The following is a 20,121-nucleotide window of genomic DNA, read 5'->3' as shown; positions in this document are numbered from 1 at the left end:
TGTCCGCAGTTCCCGTAGCCGTGTCCGCAGGCTGCGTAGCCGTGTCCGCGGTTCCCGTTGCGGCCTGGCGCGGTCACACGACGTCGGAGAACCGCTCCACGTCGTCCCGCCGTCCCGCCACCACCAGGACGTCCTCGGCGTGGATGACGCTGTCCGGTGTGGCGTAGGTGAAGCCGAGGCCGGGGCGTTTGATCCCCACCACGGTGACCCCGTAACGCACCCGCAGCCGGGTCTCGCCGAGCGGCTTGCCCAGGGCCTCCGACGGAGGGGTGGTCTTCACGATCGCGTAGTCGTCCTCGAACTCGATGTAGTCGAGCATGCGGCCCGTCACCAGGTGTGCGACCCGTTCGCCCATCTCGTACTCGGGCAGGACGACACGCTGCGCGCCGACGCGTTCCAGAATGCGCCCGTGCTGTCTGCTCACGGCCTTCGCCCAGATCTGGCGCACCCCGAATTCCGACAGCAGCGATGTGGTGAGGATGCTCGCCTCGATGTCGCTGCCGATGCCCACCACGGCGCGGTCGAAGGCGGGCACGTCGAGCTGGGCCAGCGCATCGGCGTCCGTGCTGTCCACCACCGCGCTGTGGGTGAGTTCGTCGGCGAAACGCTGCACCCGCTTCGCGCTCCGGTCGAGCCCGAGTACCTCGCTGCCCAGTCTGATGAGTTCGGTCGCGAGTGATCCGCCGAACCGGCCGAGTCCCACGACCACCACGCGCTGTGCCAGCTTTTTGCTACCCAATGATCGGCCTTTCCTCCGGGAGTTCGTATCGCCTGGTCCGCTCGCGGAGGGCGAGCGCCGAGGCGAGCGTGATGGGCCCGATGCGGCCGAGGAACATCAGTACCGTCAGAAGCAGCTCCCCCGACACCGGCAGCGCGGTGGTGATCCCGGTCGATAGGCCCACCGTGGCGAACGCCGACACCGACTCGAACAGCACTTCGTCGAGTGAGAACGGCGTGAGCGCGAGAAGCGCCAGTGTCGCGGTGACCACCGCGCCGACGCTGAGCAGCACCACGGCGAGTGCCTGCCGTTGCGCGGTGGAGGGGACCTTGCGACCCAGTACGTGCACGGTCGGCTGTGCCTTCACCTCAGCGATGATCACGAAGGCCAGCAGGGCGAAGGTGGTGACCTTGATGCCGCCCGCGGTGCCCGCGCTCCCGCCTCCCACGAACATCAGGATGTCGTTGACCAGCAGTGTGCCCGACTCGAACTCACCGACATCAACGGAGTTGAAACCGGCGGTCCTCGGCATGACGGCGTGGAAGAACCCGGTGAGCAGGCGGCCCGCCACTCCGAACTGGCCGAGCGTCGCGGGGTTGTTCCACTCCGCCGTTGTGATCGCCACCGTGCCCACCACAAACAGCGCGGCCGTGGTCAACAGGGTCAGCTTCACGTGCAGTGACTAGCGGCGCAGGACATGGCGGGCGTGGCGCCACAACTCGATCCACACCGGAAAGCCGAGCCCGCCAGCGATGACCGCGACGACGATCGGGAGGCAGATCCACCCGTCGGTGGCGAACCGCGTCAGGCTGTCCGGATACAGCGCGAAGCCCGCGTTGTTGAAGGCGGAGATCGCGTGGAAGACGCCGTGGTACAGCGCCGTACCGAAGGCGTAGTCGTACCCCGTCAGGAAGCGGACGGTGAGCGCTGCGGCGATCACGGTCTCGAACGACACGCTGACGAGCGCGACGCCTTTGACGACTCTGCGTACGTCTCCCAGTTCGAGTGCCTTGGTCTCCGCCTGTGCGGTCAGCCGCATCCGCAGACCGATACGCCGCGTGATCAGAAGTCCCAGCAGTGAGGCGAGTGTCATGATCCCGAGCCCGCCGACCTGAATGAGTCCCGCGATCACGATCTCGCCGAACGTGGACCAGTGACCCGGCGTGTCCACGACCACGAGGCCGGTGACACAGACCGCGGAGGTCGAGGTGAACAGCGCGGTCACCAGATCGGTCGGCTCACCCGACTCGGCGGACAGCGGGAGCATCAACAGCACCGTGCCCACCGCCACGGCCGAAGCGAAGGCGGCGACCACGACCCGGGCCGGGTGCCGCAGTCCACTGAAGGTGGAAGTCACATCGTGTCCGCAGTTCCCGTAGCCGTGTCCGCACCGCACGATGCGGGCACGGCTACGCAGGCTGCGGACACGGCTACGCAGGCTGCGGACACGGTGGGTCAGGCTTCGTGTTCGGCACGCGGGTCGGCCGCCCACGTCGTGTGGAAGCTGCCGTCGCGGTCCACCCTGCGGTAGGTGTGCGCACCGAAGTAGTCGCGCTGTCCCTGGACGAGCGCGGCGGGCAGCCGCTCGGCGCGCAGAGCGTCGTAGTACGCCAGCGCGGTCGAGAACCCGGGCGTCGGGATGCCCAGCCGCACGGCGGTGGACACCACCGAGCGCCACGCGTCCTGGGCGTCCTCCACGGCGGAGCGGAACTCGCCGCTGGCCAGCAGCGTCGGCAGCCCGGCCTCGGCGCGGTAGGCGCCGCGGATGTCGTCGAGGAACTTGGCCCGGATGATGCAGCCGCCGCGCCAGACGGCGGCCACCGCGCCGAGGTCGACATTCCAGCCGTACTCGGCGCTGCCTGCCTGGATCTGGTTGAACCCCTGCGCGTAGGCCACGACCTTCGAGGCGTACAGCGCCTGCTCCACGTCGTCGGCGAAGCGTTCGGACACGCCGCCGCGCGCGGCGGAGCGCGTGGGCCCGGCCAGCCCCCGCGCGGCACGGCGCAGTTCCGTGTGCCCGGACAGGGAGCGGGCGAAGGTCGCCTCGGCGATGCCCGTGATGGGCACACCCAGTTCCAGGCCGTTCTGCACGGTCCAGCGGCCCGTGCCCTTCTGCTCGGCCTCGTCGGCGACCACGTCGACGAACGGTGCGCCGGTGGCGGGGTCGGTGTGGGCGAGCACCTCGGCCGTGATCTCGATGAGGTACGAGTCGAGACGGCCGGTGTTCCACGTGCGGAACACGTCGGCGATCTGCGCGGGTTCGTAGCCGAGCGCGCCGCGCAGCAGGTCGAAGGACTCCGCGATGAGCTGCATGTCGGAGTACTCGATGCCGTTGTGCACCATCTTCACGAAGTGGCCCGCGCCGTCGGGGCCGATGTGGGTGCAGCAGGGTGCGCCGTCCACCTTCGCCGCGATGTCCTCGAACAGCGGGCCGAGGGAGTCGTAGGAGGACGCGGAGCCGCCCGGCATGATGCTGGGCCCGTGCAGGGCACCCTCCTCACCGCCGGACACGCCCGTGCCCACGAAGTGCAGCCCGCGTTCGCGCAGGGCCGCCTCCCTGCGGCGGGTGTCGGCGAAGTGGGCGTTGCCCGCGTCGATGATGATGTCGCCCGGCTCCAGCAGCGGCGCGAACTCGTCGATGACCGCGTCGGTGGGGGCACCCGCCTTCACCATGACGACCAGCTTGCGGGGTCGTTCGAGGGCCCGGACGAACTCCTCGGCGGTGTGGGTGGGTACGAAGTCGCCCTCGGAGCCGAACTGGTCGACGAGGTCGCGGGTGCGCTGCGGCGACCGGTTGTGCAGGGCCACGGTGTGCCCATGCCGGGCGAGGTTGCGGGCGAGGTTGCGGCCCATGACCGCGAGTCCGGTGACGCCGATGCTCGCTCGTGAGGCGGGGGATTTCGCCGCGTGAGTGGTCATAGTCGAACCCTACGCGGTCCGAACGGCCGCCGGCCGTCGCGCTGCGTGGCCGAAATCGTCCTCGTGTCCAGCCGGAGAGGTGATTTCACCTGATGGGTCGAACACGGTAACGTCATCCCGCCATGGCCAGCACCGTGACCTCTCGCCGGAAGCAGCTCGGCAACGAGCTGCGGCACGCGCGCATGTCCTCCGGGTACACCCAGCAACAGGTCGCCGAGATCCTCGGCTGCACCCAGGGCAAGGTCAACAAGATCGAGTCGGGGTCGGTCGGCGCGAAGCTCGGAGACGTCCGCCGCATGCTGGAGGCGTACGGCGTCACCGGCGAGGAGTCCGAGACCCTGATCGGGATGGCCAGGGCCGCCGCGGGGCAGCGCGGACACTGGTCCGGCTACCGGTCGGTCGTGCCGCACTGGTTCCGCACGTTCACCGACCTCGAACCCGCGGCCGCCGAGATCATGACGTGGCACGGCGAACGGGTGCCGGGCCCGTTGCAGTCCGAGCACTACATGCTCAAGCAGTTCACGGAGTTCGGCGCCAGCGACGTCACGGCGATGGTCCGCAACCGGCTCGACCGCAAGGCGGTGTTCGATCAGCCGCAACCGCCGTACTACCGGTTCATCGTCAGCGAGGCGTCGCTGCGCAGAGCGCCCGGTGGCAACGCTCCGGCGGTGATGCTCGACCAGTTGGAGCACATGCTGGAACTCGACCGCCGGGAGCGGGTGTACGTCCACGTGCTGCCGTTCTCGGCCCGGCTGGCCGCCGTACCCAACGACTTCACCATCATGCGGTTTCCCGACCGCACCAGGGATTTCGTGTACATCGAGCATTCGGCCGGTGGTATCTACCTCGACGATGTCAAGGACTTCCAGATCTTCGTCGACTCCTGGGACCGGCTGCGCGGGGCCGCGCTCGAACGGCAGGAGACCCGGCAGTTTCTGAAGCAGCTCGCGCAGGAGTACCGCGAGGAGCTGGACTGATCTCGGTGGTCCGCGTCCGGTCAGGCGCGGGAGAGGTAGCGCAGCGTCAGCGGGTCGTCGAGGTGGAGGAGCGACGTGGCCCGGGTGCGGTGTGAGAGTTTGACGAAGTTCAGGTTCAGCCTCGCGCGGCGAGGTGGTGCCGGGGTGTCGAATTCGGCCTCCGGCTCTGGTTGTTGATTCTTCAACGGCTCGACGTCGAGTCGTACTGCCATGTCGTGCTCCGTCCCCCGTGGTTGTTGTCGATCTCTCAACAAGACCGGCCCCGCTCGTGTGTGTTGATCCCTACCAACTAGTAATAATCTTAGTTGGTGAATAATCGCGTTGTCGACCCTCGTGCTCGAATGTCGCACGGATGGACGCATCCTTAAGAGGGGGCCGGGCTCCACGGCAGGATGATCACGAGGACGAGAACGAGTGCGGGTTGCCCGCACGACAGGCGCGGAGGTCAGCGATGGGCGATTATGCCGGGAACGCGGAGTATGACCCGGCCACGGCGGTGGGGTTGTTCGACCCCGGCAACTGGCGCAAGTCCTATGCGAGTGAGCCCAATGGGGGCAACTGCGTGGAGGTCAACGTCGCCGGGGACAGGATCGGGGTCAGGGACACGAAGCTGAGCGACAGCCCGGTCTTCGTGTTCCGCGCTTCGGAGTGGGACGCGTTCGTCAGGGCGGTGAAGGCCGGACAGTTCGACCTACCGCGATGACCGGGCCGGCGGTGCGACGCGGGCGGAACACCGAGCGAGGTGACCCGTGTCGATGCCCCGGCACGGTCTGCCCTAGACTGTGCGGCGGACCCCCGCGGCGTCCATCCTGTGAACCTCCCCAGGGCCGGAAGGCAGCAAGGATAAGCAGGCTCTGACGGGTGCGGGGGTCCCCTTCATGTCGAGGGTCGTGCCCGGCGCGGGCAGCGGGCGGATCGTCGGGACCAGCCGGTACGCTCGCTCGCGTGGCTCTCGCGCTGTACCGCAAGTACCGGCCTGCGACCTTCGCCGAGGTCGTGGGACAGGAGCACGTCACCGAGCCGCTGCGCACCACGCTCGCCTCCGGCCGCATCAACCACGCCTACCTGTTCTCGGGCCCCCGAGGCTGTGGCAAGACGTCGAGTGCGCGGATCATGGCGCGCTCCCTCAACTGCGTCCAGGGGCCGACCCCGGACCCGTGCGGCGAGTGCGGGCCGTGCCGGGCGCTGGCGCCGGAGGGGCCGGGCAGCGTCGACGTCACCGAACTCGACGCGGCGAGCCACGGCGGCGTCGATGACGCGAGAGAGCTGCGCGACCGCGCGTTCTACGCCCCGGCGGAGTCGCGCTACCGGGTGTTCATCATCGACGAGGCCCACATGGTCACGCCGCAGGGTTTCAACGCCCTGCTCAAGATCGTGGAGGAGCCCCCGGACCATCTCATCTTCATCTTCGCGACCACCGAGCCGGACAAGGTGCTCACCACCATCCGCTCGCGCACGCATCACTACCCGTTCCGGCTCATCCCGCCGAGCGCCATGCGTGAGCTGCTGGAGCGCAACGTGGCGGCCGAGGGAATCGCCGTCGAGCAGGCGGTCTACCCGCTGGTGATCCGGGCGGGCGGCGGTTCGGCCAGGGACACCCAGTCGGTGCTGGACCAGCTGCTCGCGGGCGCCGGGCCCGACGGCGTGACCTACGACCGGGCGGCGGCGCTGCTCGGGGTCACCGACGTGGCGCTGCTCGACGCGATGGTCGACGCGCTCGCCACCGACGACTCCGCCACGGTGTACGGCACGGTCGACCACCTGGCCGAGGCCGGGCACGACCCGCGCCGGTTCGCCACGGACCTGCTCGACCGGCTGCGCGATCTGATCCTGCTGCGGGCGGTACCCGACGCGGCGGACCGGGGCATGGTGGCCGCGCCGGAGGAGCAGGTCGAGCGCATGGTGGGGCAGGCGCAACGCCTGGCCCCCGGCACGCTGACGCGCTACGCCGAAATCCTGCACAACGGGCTGCTGGAGATGCGGGGAACGACCTCGCCCCGGCTGGTCCTGGAGTTGCTGTGCTCGCGGATGCTGCTGCCGGAGGTCGCCGACGACGAGGGCGCGACGCTGCAACGGCTCGAACGACTCGAACGCCGGGTGACCGCGGGCGCGCCGTCGGCGCCGTCGGCACCGTCGACACAGGAGAGCTCACCGCAGGCCGCGCCGGCCGCGCAGGCTCCGGCACCGGAGCGGGTGTACGAACGGCCGTCCCAGCGAGCGGCGCCGCAACGCCCGGTTCCGGAGTCCGAGCCGCAGCGGGCAGCGCCTCGCGAGACCCGGGCCGAGACGCCCGCGACTCCGCCCACCGCGCCCGCCACGCCCGCGCCGTCGAGCGCCGAACCCGCCGAGCCCACCGAGCAGGCCGCGCCACCGCAGGCGGGAGCCGAGCCCTCGCAGGTGGACGCGGCGGGCCTGCGGCAGTACTGGCCGCAGGTCCTCGCGGCGGTGCGTACCAGGAGCCGCAGCACCGAGGCGTTGCTGACGGGCGCCACGGTACACAGCGTCAGCGGTGCCACGGTGGTGTTGACGCATCCTGCTGAACCACTGGTGCGGCGGCTGTCGGAGAAGCGCAACGTCGAGTGCATCGCGGCGGCGCTGGGCGAGGTCGTCTCGGGCGAGTGGACCGTCCGGTGCGTGCATCCCAGCGCGGTGCAGGCGGCGGAAAACGCCGGAAACACTGGGAACACCGGGAACTCCCCGGGTTCGGGGCCGCCGTCCGCGCCGCAGCAGAACGGGCGGGGACGCCAGGAGCCCCCCGCGCGGACTTTCCAGCGCCCGACCCGGCAGGGCGGCGACGCGCCGAGCCGCGCCGTGGCCACGGGTGAGCCCGACATCCCGCTGCCGCCCGAGCCGGACCCCGACGAGCCCGACGTGCGGGCCGATCCGGGAGCCGTGATGTCCGACGCGCCGCCCGGCACGGGGCCGGTGGACGCCGAGAGCCGGGCACAGCAACTGTTGTCCGAACACCTCGGTGCGCGCCGCCTGGGTTGAGGCGGCGCGCACCGAGCGTCACTGCCAGCGGAACAGCCGTGCGCTGAGCACCCCGCACACCAGCACGGTCACGACCAGCGACAGCAGGTGCGCTGATTCGGGGCCCGCGCCGGCCCAGGCGCCACCCATGGCCTGCACGGCCGCGCCGAAGGGCAGCACCTCGCCGACCTGCGCCACCGGCTCGGGCAGGGTCGACGTGCCGCCGAACAGGCCACCCGTGGCGCCCAGTGCGAAGAACGTCACGAGCCCGATCGCCACCGAAGAGTTGGGTGTCGGGGAGAGGGCGGCGATCAGCATCCCCACCGCGTACATCGCCGCGGCGGTCAGGGCGAGCACGCCCAGCGCGCCCAGCACGTCGCGCGGGAGGCTGAGGTCGAACCACAGCATCCCGGCGAGCAGGCACAGGGTGATGCCCAGGGCGGTCTGCGCGACGCTGATGACGAGCTGGGCCACGAGCACCATCACCGGGTGCGCCGGGGTGACCGACAACCTGCGCAGGATGCCCGACTTGCGGTAGTAGGCGAGAAAGCTCGGCATGTTGATGACCCCGATCGTCGACATGACGATCGTGAGCACGAGCGGCAGAACGTAGACGTCGAGCGGGGTCAGACCGGACAGTTCCGGCATCGCTTCTCCGGCCGCGCCCATGCCGTTCATCACCAGGATCAGCAGGGGCAGCCCGAGCGGGATGAGCAGGCCCGCCGTGTCCCGCACCACCATGCGGCTCTCGGCGCGGACCAGTTCCAGCCAGGCACGTGGACCGGGGCCCCGGGCGCTGAGGTTCCCAGCTTCGGCCGCCGTGCTGTCGTGGTGGGTGCCGGTCATGGTCGAGGCTCGCTTCCGGTGTGTGAGTCGTCGAGGGGGCGGCCGGTCAGCGCGAGGAAGGCGTCGTCGAGCGTGGCCTGTTCCAGCCGGGTCTCCGTCGCGGCGATCCCGGCTGCAGCCAGCGCGGTGCTGACGCTCTCCAGCAGCTCGCCGCGTCCGGTCACGGTGACCTGCGTTCCCGCGACCTCGATGTCGTCGACGTCGGTGAGTGGCGTGAGCACCGCGTCCAGCGCGGCGCTACGGGCCGGGTCGGTGACGCGGAACCGGACCCGTTGTCCCAGCCCGGCCTGGCGGATGAGGCCCTCCGGGGTGTCCTCCGCCACGACCCGGCCCCGGTCGAGCAGCACCACCCGGTCGCAGAGCCGCCGCACCTCGTCCATGTGGTGACTGACCAGCAACACGGCGACCCCGTCGGCACGCAACGTGGCCACGTGTTCCCACAGGTGGCGACGTGCCTCGGGATCGAGGCCCGTGGTCAGTTCGTCGAGCAGGGCCACTCGCGGCTTGCCGACGAGGGCGAGCGCGATGGACAGGCGTTGCTGCTGTCCGCCGGAGAGCTGTTCGAAGCGGGTCCCGCGTTGCTCGCTGAGCCCGACCGCCTCGATGATCCGGTCTGGTTCGATGCCGTCGCGGTAGAACGAGCGGTAGAGCCGGACGAGTTCGCGCACGGTGAGTGCGTGGTGCAGGTAGCTTTCCTGCAACTGCACGCCGAGTACCTGCCGGATTCTGGTCCTGTCGCGCCGTGGGTCGAGCCCGAGTACCCGCACGGTGCCGCGGTCGGGCCGCCGCAGCCCGGCGAGACACGCGACGGTGGTGCTCTTGCCCGCCCCGTTGCGCCCGAGCAGGCCGACGATCTCGCCGCGCCCCACCGACAGCGTGACGTCATCGACGGCGACCGTGTCGCGGTAGCGTTTGTGCAGGCCCACCACGTCGATTGCGCTCATGCGCGCCCCCCTTTCTCTTGGTGGCGCCGACGCTAGGGCCGCGATCGGTTCGGGCGGCAGTGCCGACGGTCATGGTCGTGACCCATGACTTCCGGCACTGCCCGTGCGGTGCCGCCCGCTCTAGGCTGGCCGGATGAGGCGCTTCGATCCCGAGCTGTGGTCGGGCGTGCTCGTGATCGTCATCTGCGCCGCCCTTGGCGTGCCGGTGCTGGTACTCGAACTGTCGGGCCGGGACGTCGCCTTCGGTCCGTGGTGGCTGTGGTGGTGCGCCTACGCCGGTTTCCTGGTCGCGTTGTTCGTCAGCACCTGGTTGCAGGACGTGCTCGCGCGCCGGGTGGTGGTGACCGCGTTCGCCGCGCAGGTCGTGCTCGGCGCGGCAGTGGTGTTGCTGGCGCCGGGGGCGGGCTGGACGTCGATCCTGCTGGTGTTCACGGCGGCGCTGAGCGGCTACGTGGTTCCGCGCCGGGCCACGGCGGCGATCATCGTGGGGAACACGGCCGTGGTGCTGGTGGCCGCCGCGCTCAGCACCGCCGATGTGGTGGAGACGCTGCTGAGCGGGCTGCTGTACCTGCTGCTGCAGGGCGCGAGTGTCTTCGCGGTCATGAGTCAGCAGCGTGACTCCAGGGCGCAGCGGGAACTCGCCGAGGCCCACACCGAGTTGGGGGCCACGAGCGCGCTGCTGGCCGAGTCGAGTCGCAGCGACGAGCGACTGCGGATCTCGCGGGAGCTGCACGACCTCATCGGTCACCAGCTCACCGCGCTCACGCTGGAGTTGGAGGTGGCCGCCCACCACAGCACCGAGCCCGGGCGCCACCACGTGCTGCGGGCACGCCACATCGCCAGGGAGCTGCTGGGCGACGTCCGCACCACGGTGGGCGAGTTGCGGGAGCGGGCTCCCGATCTGCGCACGACGCTCGAACGCATCACGGGCGAGTTGCCGCGTCCCGCCGTTCACCTCGTCGTCCACGACGACGTGCGTGCCGACGAGGAGGGCACGACGGTGCTCGTGCGCTGCGTACAGGAGATCGTCACCAACACCATCCGGCACACGACCGCGCGCAACCTGTGGATCGACGTCGCGATGACCGAGCAGGGCGGGCTGACGCTCTCGGCCGTCGACGACGGGCCCGGTGCGGACCCCGTGCGGCCCGGCCACGGCCTGCGGGGCATCCAGGAGCGCGTCACGGCGCTCGGCGGGCGGGTGGCGTTCGCGGGGGAGCGTGGTTTCCGGGTGACCGCCGAGGTGCCGCTCCGATGATCAGGGTGTGCGTCGTCGACGACCAGACGCTCGTGCGGCAGGGCATCCGCGGCCTGCTCGGACTCGCCGACGACATCGAGGTAGTGGGCGAGGCCGACGACGGCGCGGCGGCGTTGCGGGTGATCGAGGCGAGCGAGCCCGACGTGGTCCTGCTGGACCTGCGGATGCCGCACCGGGACGGGATCTGGACGCTGCACGCCCTGCGCGAGCGCGGCAGCACGGTGCCGGCGCTCGTGCTCACCACGTTCGACGACGACGAGTTGGTGTTGCGTGCGCTGCGGGGTGGTGCGCGGGGCTACCTGCTCAAGGACGTGACGCTCGACCAGCTCGTCGGCGCGGTGCGTCGCCTGGCTGCGGGCGGCACCCTCCTGCAACCGGCGGTGACCGAACGGCTGCTCAGGGCCGTGCGGGAGGGGCGGGTGCCGGACCCGGTGGAGGACGACGCAGGGCCGATCCAGCCGCTCACCGAGCGGGAGCGGGAGGTGCTGGGGCTGCTGGCGGGCGGTTGGGCGAACCGGGAGATCGCGGAGGTGCTCTCCCTGGCGGAGGGCACCGTCAAGAACCACGTGTCGAGCGTGCTGCTCAAGCTGGGCACCCGGGATCGCACCCGCGCGGTGCTGCGTGCGTTGCACGCGGGCCTGCTCGAACCCGGGCAGGCGTGAGCGCGGACGGCTCGCGTGGTGGCGCGCGCGGCAAAGGCTAGGCTGGAGCCGGGTACCGCAACCCTTCCTGCAAGCGACGCGAAGATCGGATGGCCATGGTGCAACCCGGCGGTGGAATGCCCGACATGCAGCAGATCCTGCAGCAGGCGCAGGCGATGCAGGAACAACTCGTCACGGCGCAGCAGGAGCTGGCTGAGGCCGAGGTGACCGGAACGTCCGGTGGTGGCCTGGTGACGGCCACCGTGAGCGGGGGCCTCGAACTCAAGTCGCTGGCGATCGACCCCAAGATCGTCGACCCCGAGGACACCGAGACGCTGTCCGACCTCGTGGTCGCGGCCGTGCGCGACGCGATGCACAACGCACAGCAGCTCACCGAGGAGAAGCTGGGCCCCCTCGCGGGCGGGCTCGGCGGTGGCATGCCCGACCTCGGCGGGTTCGGACTTCCGGGATAGCGGTGTACGAGGGCGTTGTTCAGGACCTGATCGACGAGCTGGGGCGGTTGCCGGGCATCGGTCCCAAAAGCGCGCAGCGCATCGCGTTCCACCTGCTGGCGACGGACCCGGCCGACCTGGCGCGGCTGCAGGACGTGCTCGGCACGGTGCGCGAGGGCGTGCGCTTCTGCGAGGTGTGCGGCAACGTCTCCGAGAAGCAGCGCTGCCGCATCTGCTCCGACCCGCGCCGCGACGCGACCGTGCTCTGCGTGGTGGAGGAACCCAAGGACGTGCTGGCGGTCGAGCGCACCCGCGAGTTCCGGGGGCGTTATCACGTGCTCGGTGGTGCGCTCGACCCGCTGTCGGGCGTCGGGCCCGACCAGCTGCGGATCAAGGAACTGCTGTCGCGGATCGGGACCGACGAGGTGTCCGAAGTGATCATCGCGACCGATCCGAACACCGAGGGCGAGGCCACGGCGACGTATCTGGTGCGGCTGCTCAAGGACTTCCCCGGGCTCACCGTGACTCGCCTCGCCTCGGGCCTGCCGATGGGTGGCGATCTGGAGTTCGCCGACGAACTCACGCTCGGGCGGGCGCTGTCCGGCCGGCGTGCTCTCTGACGCCGCGCCGGGGATCGCCGGGGCGGTGCTCGCGGCACCGGCGCGCCTCGGTGCCGTGCGGCTGGTCGCCGTGGACGGCCCCTCGGGGGCGGGCAAGTCCACGTTCGCGCGCTCGCTGATCGCGGCGCTGCGGGAGCGTGGCGCCGAGGCCGGACTGATCGGTACCGACGACTTCGCGACCTGGGATGACCCCGTGGCCTGGTGGCCGAGGCTCGCTGACGTCCTCGACCGGCTCGCGCGGGGCGAGGCCGGTGGTTACCGCGCCTGGGACTGGTCGGACGGCGAACCGAGGCCGGGCGCGTGGGTGGCTGTGCCGGTGCCGGACGTGCTCCTGGTGGAGGGCGTGTCGGCCGGTCGAGCCTCGATCCGGCCGCGGCTGTCGCGACTGGTCTGGCTGGAGTTGCCGGACCCCGCGCTGCGCTTGGCCCGCGCCGTGGCGCGCGACGGCGAGAGTTGCGCGCGGCAGCTGGCCGCGTGGCAGCGGTTCGAGCGCGGATGGTTCGCGGTGGACCGCACCAGGCAACACGCCGACGACGTCGTCGCGGTCGGGAGCCGGTGACCGCCGAGAGCGCGGCGCCTGGTGGGGCTCGCCCTGCTCAGGGCTTGCGCGCGACGCCGCCCGTCATGAAGCGCACTCCGATGGTGGTCGCGTCGGTGACGAGCTCGTCGGGCCGCCACAGCGGCAGCGGCACGACACCGGGCGAGAGCAGTTCGAGGCCGTCGAAGTAGCGCTCCAGCTCCTGCGGGGTCCGCACGCGGCCGGTGCCGAGCTGGGAGAGCAGAACGTGCTCCAGCTCCTCGCTCTCCCGGCTGTCGCTGAGCCTCGTGAAGTTCGTCATGAAGAAGTACGAGCCGGATGGCACCGCGTCGCGCAGCGTGGCGACGATGCCGTTGGGGTCCTCTTCGTCGAGGATGTGGTGCAGGATGCCGACGAGCATGACGCACACCGGCCGCTCGAAGTCGATCAGCGACCGCACGTCGGGGTTGTCCAGGATCGCGCGCGGCTCGCGGATGTCGGCCGTGACGACCTTGGTGTTGTCGTTGTCCTCGAGCAGCGCGCGGCCGTGGGCCAGCACGATGGGATCGATGTCGACGTACACGACCTTCGCGTCGGGGTTGGCCGCCTGCGCGACCTCGTGCGTGTTGCCGACGGTGGGCAGCCCGGAGCCGAGGTCGAGGAACTGGGTGATGCCCTCCTCGGCGGCGAGCTTGCGCACGACGCGGGCGAGCATCGCCCGGTTGTGCAGCGCGATCTCCTTGAGTTCGGGCATGACCGCCAGGCTGGCCTCGCCGACCTTGCGGTCGATGGCGTAGTTGTCCTTGCCGTCCAGCATCACGTCGTACACGCGGGCTGCGGTGGGCACCCCGTCGTCCAGCGGCACGATGTCTGGTTTGTCCTGTTCAGAGGTGTGGGGTGTGGGTGGCATCGGCGATCGGCTCCCTTCGGCGGTCCACGGACGCGCCATCGTAGTGAATTCACCACTGTGGGTCACACACGGGAGTGTGGTTGGGGCCACGTCGACCGAGATCGCTTCGGGTTATGCAACTGTGACGAAGTTTGCCGGCCACTCGGTCGCCGGGCCGGGGCGGCTGTGGCCGGTGATCTCGGCGATCCGCGCGCGCACTGCGCGCAGCAGGAGAAACGCCGACCAGAACTCGTTCGCCCGTAGCCGGAGTCGCCGAACGGGAGAGGGTGGTTCGCACCTCCGGCATGGCGAATTTCCGCGCTTGTGGCCGCGTCGGGCGCATGATCTTAACGGCGAGGTCTTAAGTAAGCGAGCGATAACCGCTATGGTCTGCCACCATCCGCGTACACACTCGGTGGACGCGACCCGAACCGATGCTCTGCTCCAAGGGGGCCAACATGCTCCAGTCACGGGTGGCACGACCACGCCGCCTAGCCCTGATCGGGCTGACGGGTGCGCTCGCGCTGTCACTGTCGGCGTGCGCGGAATCCGAGCGGGATTCCGGCGGCGGTGGCGGTGAGGGCGGCACGATGGTCTTCGGCGCCGCGGGCGCTCCGTCCAACTTCGACCCGTTCTACGCCTCCGACGGCGAGACCTTCCGGGTGACCCGGCAGATGTTCGAGAACCTGGTCGGCCTCAAGCCGGGCACGGCCGAACTCGAACCGGAACTCGCCAAGAGCTGGGAGTCGAACGAGGACGGCACGACGTGGACGTTCGAACTCCAGGAGGGCGTCACGTTCCACGACGGCACGCCGTTCGACGGTGAGGCGGTCTGCGCCAACTTCGAGCGCATGTACACCCAGACCGGTGCGGGCGCGTCCCCGGCTCTGGCGTACTACTGGGTCGAGAACTTCGGCGGGTTCGCCGACACCGACGCCCCGTCGCTGTACGAGAGCTGCGAGGCCACCGGCGAGACCACCGTCGAGCTGACGTTGTCACGCTTCACCGCCGACTTCCCGACGATGCTGTCGCAGGACTCCTTCGCCATGCAGAGCCCTGGCGCGATGGACGAGCACAAGGCCAACGACGTGAAGTCGCAGGGCGACAGCTTCGTCTTCTCGGACTACGCGCGGGAGCACCCGACGGGCACGGGGCCGTTCACCTTCGGCGGCTACGACGAGGCCAACGGCACGATCACCCTGAACCGCAACGACGACTACTGGGGCGAGAAGGCCAAGCTCAACGAGCTGATCTTCCGGATCATCCCGAATGAGACGGCCCGCAAGCAGGCGCTGGAAGCCGGTGACATCGACGGCTACGACTTCCCGTCGCCGTCCGACTGGGCCGCGCTGGAGGAAGCCGGGTACACGGTCGAGATCCGCGACCCGTTCAACATCCTCTACCTGGGCATCACGCAGAAGAACAACCCGGCGCTGAAGGAGCTGAAGGTTCGCCAGGCGCTGGCGCACGCGCTCGACCGCGAGACGCTGGTGTCGTCGGTCATGCCCGCGGACTCCGAGGTGGCGAAGCAGTTCTACCCGCCGACGGTGGACGGCTACGCCGACGACGTGCAGGAGTACCCGCACGACCCGGACAAGGCCAGGGACCTGCTGGCCGAGGCCGGTTACGAGGACCTGACGGTGGAGCTGTGGTACCCGACCCAGGTCACGCGGCCCTACCTGCCGAACCCGGAGGCCGTCTTCGGCGCGCTGCGCGAGGACCTCGAGGCCGCGGGGATCACCGTGGAGCCGGTCAGCAAGCCGTGGGCCGGTGGCTACATCGACGACATCGAGGCGACTCGGGCCCAGCTGTTCCTGCTGGGCTGGACCGGTGACTACAACTCGCCGAACAACTTCATCGGCACGTTCTTCGGTACGCCGGAGAACCAGTTCTACACCGCCGGTTCGCCGTGGGGCGACGACCTGGCCGGGGCTCTCGACGACGCCGACACCATCGTGGACGACGCCGAGCGTGAGGCCGCCTACCAGGACATCAACCGCGACCTGATGTCGGAGTACCTGCCCGCCATCCCGCTGTCGCACTCGCCGCCCGCGGTGGTCGTGAGTCCTGAGGTCGAGGGTCTCGTTCCGAGCCCGCTGACCAAGGAAGAGTTCTCGACGGTCACGATCTCGGAGTAGAAGCTTCCCCGTGCTCCGTTTCGCTCTTCGACGGGTACTGCAACTCGTACTCGTCCTGTTCGTTCTCTCGGTGCTGCTCTTCGCCTGGCTGCGGTCACTGCCGGGAGGGCCGGTCTCGGCCCTCCTCGGCAACCGCGGCTCGGCGGAGAGCCGCGCGCAGTTGCGCGAAGACCTCGGGTTGGACGAGCCGATCTTCGTCCAGTACTTCTCGTTCCTGGGCCGGGCGCTGACCGGCAACTTCGGTTCCTCGACCGGGGTCTCGCCGGGCAAGCCCGCGATGGAGCTGTTCCTGGAACGGTTCCCCGCCACTCTCGAACTGAGTTTCGCGGCCATCGTCATCGCGCTGGCCACGGCGATCCCGCTGGGCTATCTGGCCGCACGCCGCCGTGGCGGCTGGCTGGACAACGCCGGCATCGTGGGTTCGCTCGTCGGCATCTCGGTCCCGATCTTCTTCCTCGCATTCCTGCTGAAGTACCTGTTCGCGATCGAACTCGGCTGGCTGCCGACCGGCGGCAGGCAGACCGTCGGCATCGACGCCACGAGAGTCACCGGGTTCTTCGTGCTCGACGGCATCCTGACCCAGGAATGGGACGCCGCGATCGACTCGCTGGTGCACCTGATCCTGCCCGCGATCGCGCTGTCGTCGATCCCGTTCGCGGTCATCTTCCGCATCACGCGGGCCTCGGTGCTCGACGTGATGGACGAGGACTACGTGCGTACGGCAAGGTCGAAGGGCCTGGCCAAGCGCGTGATCCGCGACCGGCACATCCTGCGCAACGCGATGCTTCCCGTGGTCACGACCATCGGCCTGCAAACCGGTGCCCTGCTGTCGGGGGCGGTACTCACCGAGACCGTCTTCGCCTGGCACGGCATCGGAGAGGCGCTCGCGCTCGGTTTCGAACGCAAGGACTTCCCCGTGCTCCAAGTGGTCATCATCGCGGGGGCGGCGTCGTACGTGCTGGTCAACCTCATCGTGGACCTGTCCTACGCGCTCATCGACCCGCGTATCCGCACGGCACAGAAAGCGGGGTCGTGATCGATGGCCTCACGTGCTACGAAGATCGACGACCTCGCCGCGACGGCGGGTGGTTCGGTGGCGGGCGGGCTGGAACCCGACGACACCGGCTCCTCCGGTGCCGAAGGGCAGAGTCTCGCCAGGTCGGCTCTGCGCCGGTTGCGGCGCAACCCGCTGTTCCTCGTCGGTATCACGATCATCGGGCTGTTCGTGCTGCTCGCGGTGCTCGCTCCGTGGCTGGCGCCGCACGACCCGGCCATCCGGCTGCTCGACGACCAGGTCTCCAACGCCAACAACGAAATCCCACCGTCGCAGCCGGGTCATCCGCTCGGCGGTGACCAGTACGGGCGTGACCTGCTGTCGCGAATGCTGCTCGGTTCGCAGCAAACGCTGCTGGTGGCGCTGCTGGCCACGATCATCGGGCTGGGCGGCGGCACGATCCTCGGCACGCTCGCCGGTGCGTTCGGCGGCTGGGTCGACACCGTGGTGATGCGTGTCGTGGACGTCATGTTGTCGATCCCGTCGCTGCTGCTGGCCGTGTCGATCGGCGCGTTGTTCGCCCAGCAGACCCAGTTCTCGGTGATCCTCGCGGTGGCGATCGTGCAGATTCCGATCTTCGCGCGGTTGTTGCGGGGGACGATGCTGTCGGTGCGGCAGAGCGATCACGTGCTTGCCGCGAGAGCGCTGGGCGTCAAGCGCGGCGCCATCGTGTTCCGGCACATCCTGCCCAACTCCCTGGGTCCGGTGATCGTGCAGTCCACGCTGGTACTGGCCATCGCGATCCTCGACGCGGCGGCGCTGTCGTTCCTCGGGCTCGGCGCGGCGGACGACTCGATCCCGGAATGGGGCCAGATGCTCGGTAACGCTCAGGACTACTTCGACACGCAGCCGCACCTGGCCTTCTGGCCCGCGGCGTGCATCGTCGTGGTGGCCCTCGGGTTCACCCTCGTCGGCGAGTCGATGCGGGAAGCCCTCGATCCACGGCAACGGCGGTGAGTGGCATGGCTCTGCTGGAAGTACGCGATCTGTCGGTGGCGTTCCACCGCAAGGGCGAGCCGTCGACCACCGCCGTCGACTCGATCAGTTTCGACGTGGAGCCCGGCCAGACCGTGGGCCTCGTGGGCGAGTCGGGCTGCGGTAAGTCGGTCACGTCACTGGCGATCATGGGATTGCTCGGCCGGTCGGCGGAGGTCACCGGCTCCGCGAGGTTCCAGGACGAGGAACTGCTGACGCTGAGCCAGCGGCAGCTCGACGAGCGGCGCGGGCGCGACCTCGGCATGGTGTTCCAGGACCCGCTGTCGTCGCTGAACCCCGTGGTGACGATCGGGGTGCAGCTCACGGAGGTGTTGCTGCGCCACCGCGACCTCAACCGCAAGCAGGCCAAGGGCGAGGCCGTCGAACTGCTGGCCCGGGTCGGCATCCCCGACCCGAAACGCCGGGTGGACGAGTACCCGCACCAGCTCTCCGGTGGGATGCGGCAGCGGGTGCTCATCGCCATCGCGCTGGCGTGTGAGCCGAAGCTGCTCATCGCGGACGAGCCGACCACGGCACTGGACGTCACCATCCAGGCGCAGATCCTCACCCTGCTGCGCGAGCTGGTGACCGAGACCGGCACGGCACTGATCATGATCACGCACGATCTCGGCGTGGTGGCCGGGCTGTGTGACCGGGTGAACGTCATGTACGGCGGGCGGATCGTGGAGCGCGCGCAGCGCCACGAGCTGTTCGCGACACCCCGGCACCCGTACACCCACGGGCTGCTGGCCTCGATCCCGAGGCTGGACGCGCCGCGGGGCGAGAAGCTGGTGCCCGTCAAGGGATCGGTCGCCGACAACATCCCGTGGTCGGCGGGATGCGCGTTCGCGCCGCGATGCCCGAGTGCCGTCGACGTCTGCCGGTCCGACCCACCCGCCCTGGTCGCGGACGAGACCAGGACGGACAGCATGCTGCGGTGCCACAACCCGGTGGGAGTCACGGTGGCGGAGGGAGCACGATGACCGACGAGACCGGACCGGCCGGGGACACCGCCGGCGAGGGCGAACTCCTCGTTCTCGACGACCTCAAGGTCCACTTCCCCATCAAACGCGGGCTGCTGCTCGACCGCACGGTCGGCCACGTCTACGCCGTGGACGGCGTCAGCCTGCGCGTCGGCCGCGGTGAGACGTACGGCCTCGTCGGGGAGTCCGGGTGCGGCAAGACCACGCTCGGCAGGGCGCTGCTGCGGCTGGTGGAGCCCACCGGCGGCACCATCACCTTCGACGACACCGACCTGTCGTCGCTGAAGGGCGAGGCGCTGCGCACCATGCGCAAGCGCATGCAGATGGTGTTCCAGGACCCACTGTCGAGCCTCGACCCCCGGCAGTCGGTGGAGTCGCTGCTCGTGGAGGGTATGCGGGCCCACGGCCTCGACACCGATCCCGAGAAGACCCGGAAGCGGCTCACCGAGCTGCTCTCGGCGGTGGGGCTGCCGCGGAACTCGCTGCGGAAGTACCCGCACGAGTTCTCGGGCGGCCAGCGGCAGCGCATCGGTATCGCGCGAGCACTCGCGCTGGAACCGGACCTGATCGTGGCGGACGAGCCGGTGTCGGCCCTGGACGTGTCGGTGCAGGCCCAGGTGATCAACCTGCTGGAGGAGTTGCAGCAGGAGTTCGGGCTCACCTACGTGGTGATCGCCCACGACCTCGCGGTGGTGCGGCACATCTCCGACCGCATCGGCGTGATGTACCTGGGCGCGCTCGTGGAGGAGTCGGACGCGGACTCGCTGTACGACGAACCGCTGCACCCGTACACGAAGGCGCTGCTGTCGGCGATCCCCGTGCCCGATCCGGTGGTGGAGGACAGCCGGGAGCAGATCCTGCTCACCGGCGACCTGCCCTCGCCCTCCGACCCGCCGAGTGGGTGCCGGTTCCATACGCGCTGCCCGTGGCGGCAGGAGACGCTGTGCGACACCGACCGGCCCGAGCTGCGCGACATGGGTGGGGGCCGCAGGGTGGCCTGCCACTACGCCGAGGACATCCTCGCCGGGCGGCTGGCCCCGCGCACGCAGTCCCCGGTGAGCCCGGCCCCGGCCTGAGCTGCGGGTGTTGCCGCGAAGGCCACCTTCACTGCGCCAGACGCAGCGAGGGTGGCCTTCACTGCGTGAGACGCAGCGAGGGCGGCCTTCACGGCGCCCCAGCCGCCCACGGAAACCCGCCTCGACACGTCCGGCGTAACCCTG

The 20,121-nt window shown here is 70.0% G+C and carries 19 protein-coding genes, 1 other RNA gene and 1 pseudogene; 14 read left to right on the top strand and 7 right to left on the bottom strand.

Annotated features, from left to right (window positions below; translation table 11 throughout):
- Nucleotides 1-73: 73 nt before the first annotated feature.
- From FFT09_RS06445 to gndA, 3 genes and pseudogenes are all read right to left on the bottom strand, one after another.
- Nucleotides 74-739, bottom strand: a complete 666-nt coding sequence (locus tag FFT09_RS06445) for a potassium channel family protein (RefSeq protein WP_244231259.1) — start codon at nt 737-739, stop codon at nt 74-76.
- Nucleotides 732-2,075: pseudogene (locus tag FFT09_RS06440) on the bottom strand (TrkH family potassium uptake protein). The gene FFT09_RS06445 and the pseudogene FFT09_RS06440 overlap by 8 nt, the downstream one beginning before the upstream one ends.
- A 98-nt stretch (nt 2,076-2,173) precedes the next feature.
- A complete protein-coding gene (gndA, locus tag FFT09_RS06435; RefSeq protein ID WP_138382134.1) occupies nt 2,174-3,637 on the bottom strand; it encodes an NADP-dependent phosphogluconate dehydrogenase in 1,464 nt (487 codons plus the stop codon).
- 122 nt (nt 3,638-3,759) lie between these two features.
- On the opposite strand from gndA, the gene FFT09_RS06430 reads away from it, so the two are divergent.
- Nucleotides 3,760-4,614 (top strand): helix-turn-helix domain-containing protein, encoded by an 855-nt coding sequence (locus FFT09_RS06430; protein ID WP_024875499.1) that lies wholly within the window; start codon nt 3,760-3,762, stop codon nt 4,612-4,614.
- A 20-nt stretch (nt 4,615-4,634) separates the two neighbouring features.
- Here FFT09_RS06430 and FFT09_RS06425 read toward each other — a convergent pair whose 3' ends face one another.
- Nucleotides 4,635-4,826 carry a hypothetical protein gene (locus FFT09_RS06425; protein WP_081191932.1) on the bottom strand — a complete coding sequence of 64 codons (192 nt, stop codon included), beginning with the start codon at nt 4,824-4,826 and terminating at the stop codon, nt 4,635-4,637.
- 239 nt (nt 4,827-5,065) lie between these two features.
- Here FFT09_RS06425 and FFT09_RS06420 point away from each other — a divergent pair, with 239 nt between their 5' ends.
- The 3 genes from FFT09_RS06420 to FFT09_RS06410 all read left to right on the top strand — a co-directional run bounded on the left by FFT09_RS06420 (nt 5,066) and on the right by FFT09_RS06410 (nt 7,605).
- A complete protein-coding gene (locus FFT09_RS06420; protein WP_024875497.1) occupies nt 5,066-5,317 on the top strand; it encodes a DUF397 domain-containing protein in 252 nt (83 codons plus the stop codon).
- An 81-nt stretch (nt 5,318-5,398) separates the two neighbouring features.
- An RNA gene (gene ffs / locus FFT09_RS06415) (signal recognition particle sRNA small type) lies at nt 5,399-5,495 on the top strand.
- A gap of 64 nt (nt 5,496-5,559) precedes the next feature.
- Nucleotides 5,560-7,605: a DNA polymerase III subunit gamma and tau gene (locus FFT09_RS06410; RefSeq protein ID WP_138382133.1), complete on the top strand. Its 2,046-nt coding sequence runs from the start codon at nt 5,560-5,562 to the stop codon at nt 7,603-7,605.
- An 18-nt stretch (nt 7,606-7,623) separates the two neighbouring features.
- Here FFT09_RS06410 and FFT09_RS06405 read toward each other — a convergent pair whose 3' ends face one another.
- Both FFT09_RS06405 and FFT09_RS06400 read right to left on the bottom strand, forming a co-directional pair.
- Nucleotides 7,624-8,430 carry an ABC transporter permease gene (locus tag FFT09_RS06405; protein ID WP_138382132.1) on the bottom strand — a complete coding sequence of 269 codons (807 nt, stop codon included), beginning with the start codon at nt 8,428-8,430 and terminating at the stop codon, nt 7,624-7,626.
- Nucleotides 8,427-9,374 (bottom strand): ABC transporter ATP-binding protein, encoded by a 948-nt coding sequence (locus FFT09_RS06400; protein WP_138382131.1) that lies wholly within the window; start codon nt 9,372-9,374, stop codon nt 8,427-8,429. The genes FFT09_RS06405 and FFT09_RS06400 overlap by 4 nt, the downstream gene beginning before the upstream one ends.
- 133 nt (nt 9,375-9,507) lie before the next feature.
- On the opposite strand from FFT09_RS06400, the gene FFT09_RS06395 reads away from it, so the two are divergent.
- The 5 genes from FFT09_RS06395 to FFT09_RS06375 all read left to right on the top strand — a co-directional run bounded on the left by FFT09_RS06395 (nt 9,508) and on the right by FFT09_RS06375 (nt 12,904).
- Nucleotides 9,508-10,632, top strand: coding sequence for a sensor histidine kinase (locus FFT09_RS06395; protein WP_081191924.1), 1,125 nt, complete (start codon nt 9,508-9,510; stop codon nt 10,630-10,632).
- Nucleotides 10,629-11,294 carry a response regulator gene (locus FFT09_RS06390; protein ID WP_138382130.1) on the top strand — a complete coding sequence of 222 codons (666 nt, stop codon included), beginning with the start codon at nt 10,629-10,631 and terminating at the stop codon, nt 11,292-11,294. Before FFT09_RS06395 ends, FFT09_RS06390 begins: the two co-directional genes overlap by 4 nt.
- 95 nt (nt 11,295-11,389) lie before the next feature.
- Nucleotides 11,390-11,746, top strand: coding sequence for a YbaB/EbfC family nucleoid-associated protein (locus FFT09_RS06385; RefSeq protein ID WP_081192438.1), 357 nt, complete (start codon nt 11,390-11,392; stop codon nt 11,744-11,746).
- A gap of 2 nt (nt 11,747-11,748) precedes the next feature.
- On the top strand, nt 11,749-12,345 hold the full coding sequence (gene recR / locus FFT09_RS06380) for a recombination mediator RecR (protein WP_024875494.1): 597 nt from the start codon (nt 11,749-11,751) through the stop codon (nt 12,343-12,345).
- Nucleotides 12,335-12,904, top strand: a complete 570-nt coding sequence (locus tag FFT09_RS06375) for a uridine kinase family protein (RefSeq protein ID WP_138382129.1) — start codon at nt 12,335-12,337, stop codon at nt 12,902-12,904. Before recR ends, FFT09_RS06375 begins: the two co-directional genes overlap by 11 nt.
- Nucleotides 12,905-12,941: 37 nt before the next feature.
- On the opposite strand, the gene FFT09_RS06370 is transcribed toward FFT09_RS06375, so the two are convergent.
- Nucleotides 12,942-13,772, bottom strand: a complete 831-nt coding sequence (locus FFT09_RS06370; RefSeq protein WP_138382128.1) for an SAM-dependent methyltransferase — start codon at nt 13,770-13,772, stop codon at nt 12,942-12,944.
- A 437-nt stretch (nt 13,773-14,209) separates the two neighbouring features.
- On the opposite strand from FFT09_RS06370, the gene FFT09_RS06365 reads away from it, so the two are divergent.
- The 5 genes from FFT09_RS06365 to FFT09_RS06345 are packed head-to-tail and all read left to right on the top strand — an operon-like array spanning nt 14,210 to nt 19,977.
- Complete coding sequence (locus FFT09_RS06365; protein WP_138382127.1) at nt 14,210-15,889, top strand: ABC transporter substrate-binding protein; 1,680 nt, start codon at nt 14,210-14,212, stop codon at nt 15,887-15,889.
- A 10-nt stretch (nt 15,890-15,899) separates the two neighbouring features.
- A complete protein-coding gene (locus FFT09_RS06360; RefSeq protein ID WP_024875490.1) occupies nt 15,900-16,925 on the top strand; it encodes an ABC transporter permease in 1,026 nt (341 codons plus the stop codon).
- A gap of 3 nt (nt 16,926-16,928) precedes the next feature.
- Complete coding sequence (locus FFT09_RS06355; RefSeq protein ID WP_024875489.1) at nt 16,929-17,900, top strand: ABC transporter permease; 972 nt, start codon at nt 16,929-16,931, stop codon at nt 17,898-17,900.
- Between the two features lie 5 nt (nt 17,901-17,905).
- Nucleotides 17,906-18,901, top strand: a complete 996-nt coding sequence (locus FFT09_RS06350) for an ABC transporter ATP-binding protein (protein ID WP_081191912.1) — start codon at nt 17,906-17,908, stop codon at nt 18,899-18,901.
- The gene (locus FFT09_RS06345) at nt 18,898-19,977 is read left to right on the top strand and encodes an ABC transporter ATP-binding protein (protein WP_138382126.1); all 1,080 of its coding nucleotides are present in this window, start codon (nt 18,898-18,900) and stop codon (nt 19,975-19,977) included. Before FFT09_RS06350 ends, FFT09_RS06345 begins: the two co-directional genes overlap by 4 nt.
- Nucleotides 19,978-20,121 lie beyond the last annotated feature (144 nt).

It is taken from the genome of Saccharomonospora piscinae, assembly GCF_005862235.1.
Lineage (GTDB): Bacteria > Actinomycetota > Actinomycetes > Mycobacteriales > Pseudonocardiaceae > Saccharomonospora > Saccharomonospora piscinae.
This window is presented reverse-complemented; position numbering and strand designations above follow the sequence as displayed.

Bases quoted from the DNA above. Each gene is read 5' to 3' on its own strand.
- gndA (WP_138382134.1), bottom strand. From the start codon at position 3,637: ATGACCACTCACGCGGCGAAATCCCCCGCCTCACGAGCGAGCATCGGC.
- FFT09_RS06430 (WP_024875499.1), top strand. From the start codon at position 3,760: ATGGCCAGCACCGTGACCTCTCGCCGGAAGCAGCTCGGCAACGAGCTG.
- FFT09_RS06425 (WP_081191932.1), bottom strand. From the start codon at position 4,826: ATGGCAGTACGACTCGACGTCGAGCCGTTGAAGAATCAACAACCAGAG.
- FFT09_RS06420 (WP_024875497.1), top strand. From the start codon at position 5,066: ATGGGCGATTATGCCGGGAACGCGGAGTATGACCCGGCCACGGCGGTG.
- FFT09_RS06405 (WP_138382132.1), bottom strand. From the start codon at position 8,430: ATGACCGGCACCCACCACGACAGCACGGCGGCCGAAGCTGGGAACCTC.
- FFT09_RS06400 (WP_138382131.1), bottom strand. From the start codon at position 9,374: ATGAGCGCAATCGACGTGGTGGGCCTGCACAAACGCTACCGCGACACG.
- FFT09_RS06395 (WP_081191924.1), top strand. From the start codon at position 9,508: ATGAGGCGCTTCGATCCCGAGCTGTGGTCGGGCGTGCTCGTGATCGTC.
- FFT09_RS06390 (WP_138382130.1), top strand. From the start codon at position 10,629: ATGATCAGGGTGTGCGTCGTCGACGACCAGACGCTCGTGCGGCAGGGC.
- FFT09_RS06385 (WP_081192438.1), top strand. From the start codon at position 11,390: ATGGTGCAACCCGGCGGTGGAATGCCCGACATGCAGCAGATCCTGCAG.
- FFT09_RS06370 (WP_138382128.1), bottom strand. From the start codon at position 13,772: ATGCCACCCACACCCCACACCTCTGAACAGGACAAACCAGACATCGTG.
- FFT09_RS06365 (WP_138382127.1), top strand. From the start codon at position 14,210: ATGCTCCAGTCACGGGTGGCACGACCACGCCGCCTAGCCCTGATCGGG.
- FFT09_RS06355 (WP_024875489.1), top strand. From the start codon at position 16,929: ATGGCCTCACGTGCTACGAAGATCGACGACCTCGCCGCGACGGCGGGT.
- FFT09_RS06350 (WP_081191912.1), top strand. From the start codon at position 17,906: ATGGCTCTGCTGGAAGTACGCGATCTGTCGGTGGCGTTCCACCGCAAG.
- FFT09_RS06345 (WP_138382126.1), top strand. From the start codon at position 18,898: ATGACCGACGAGACCGGACCGGCCGGGGACACCGCCGGCGAGGGCGAA.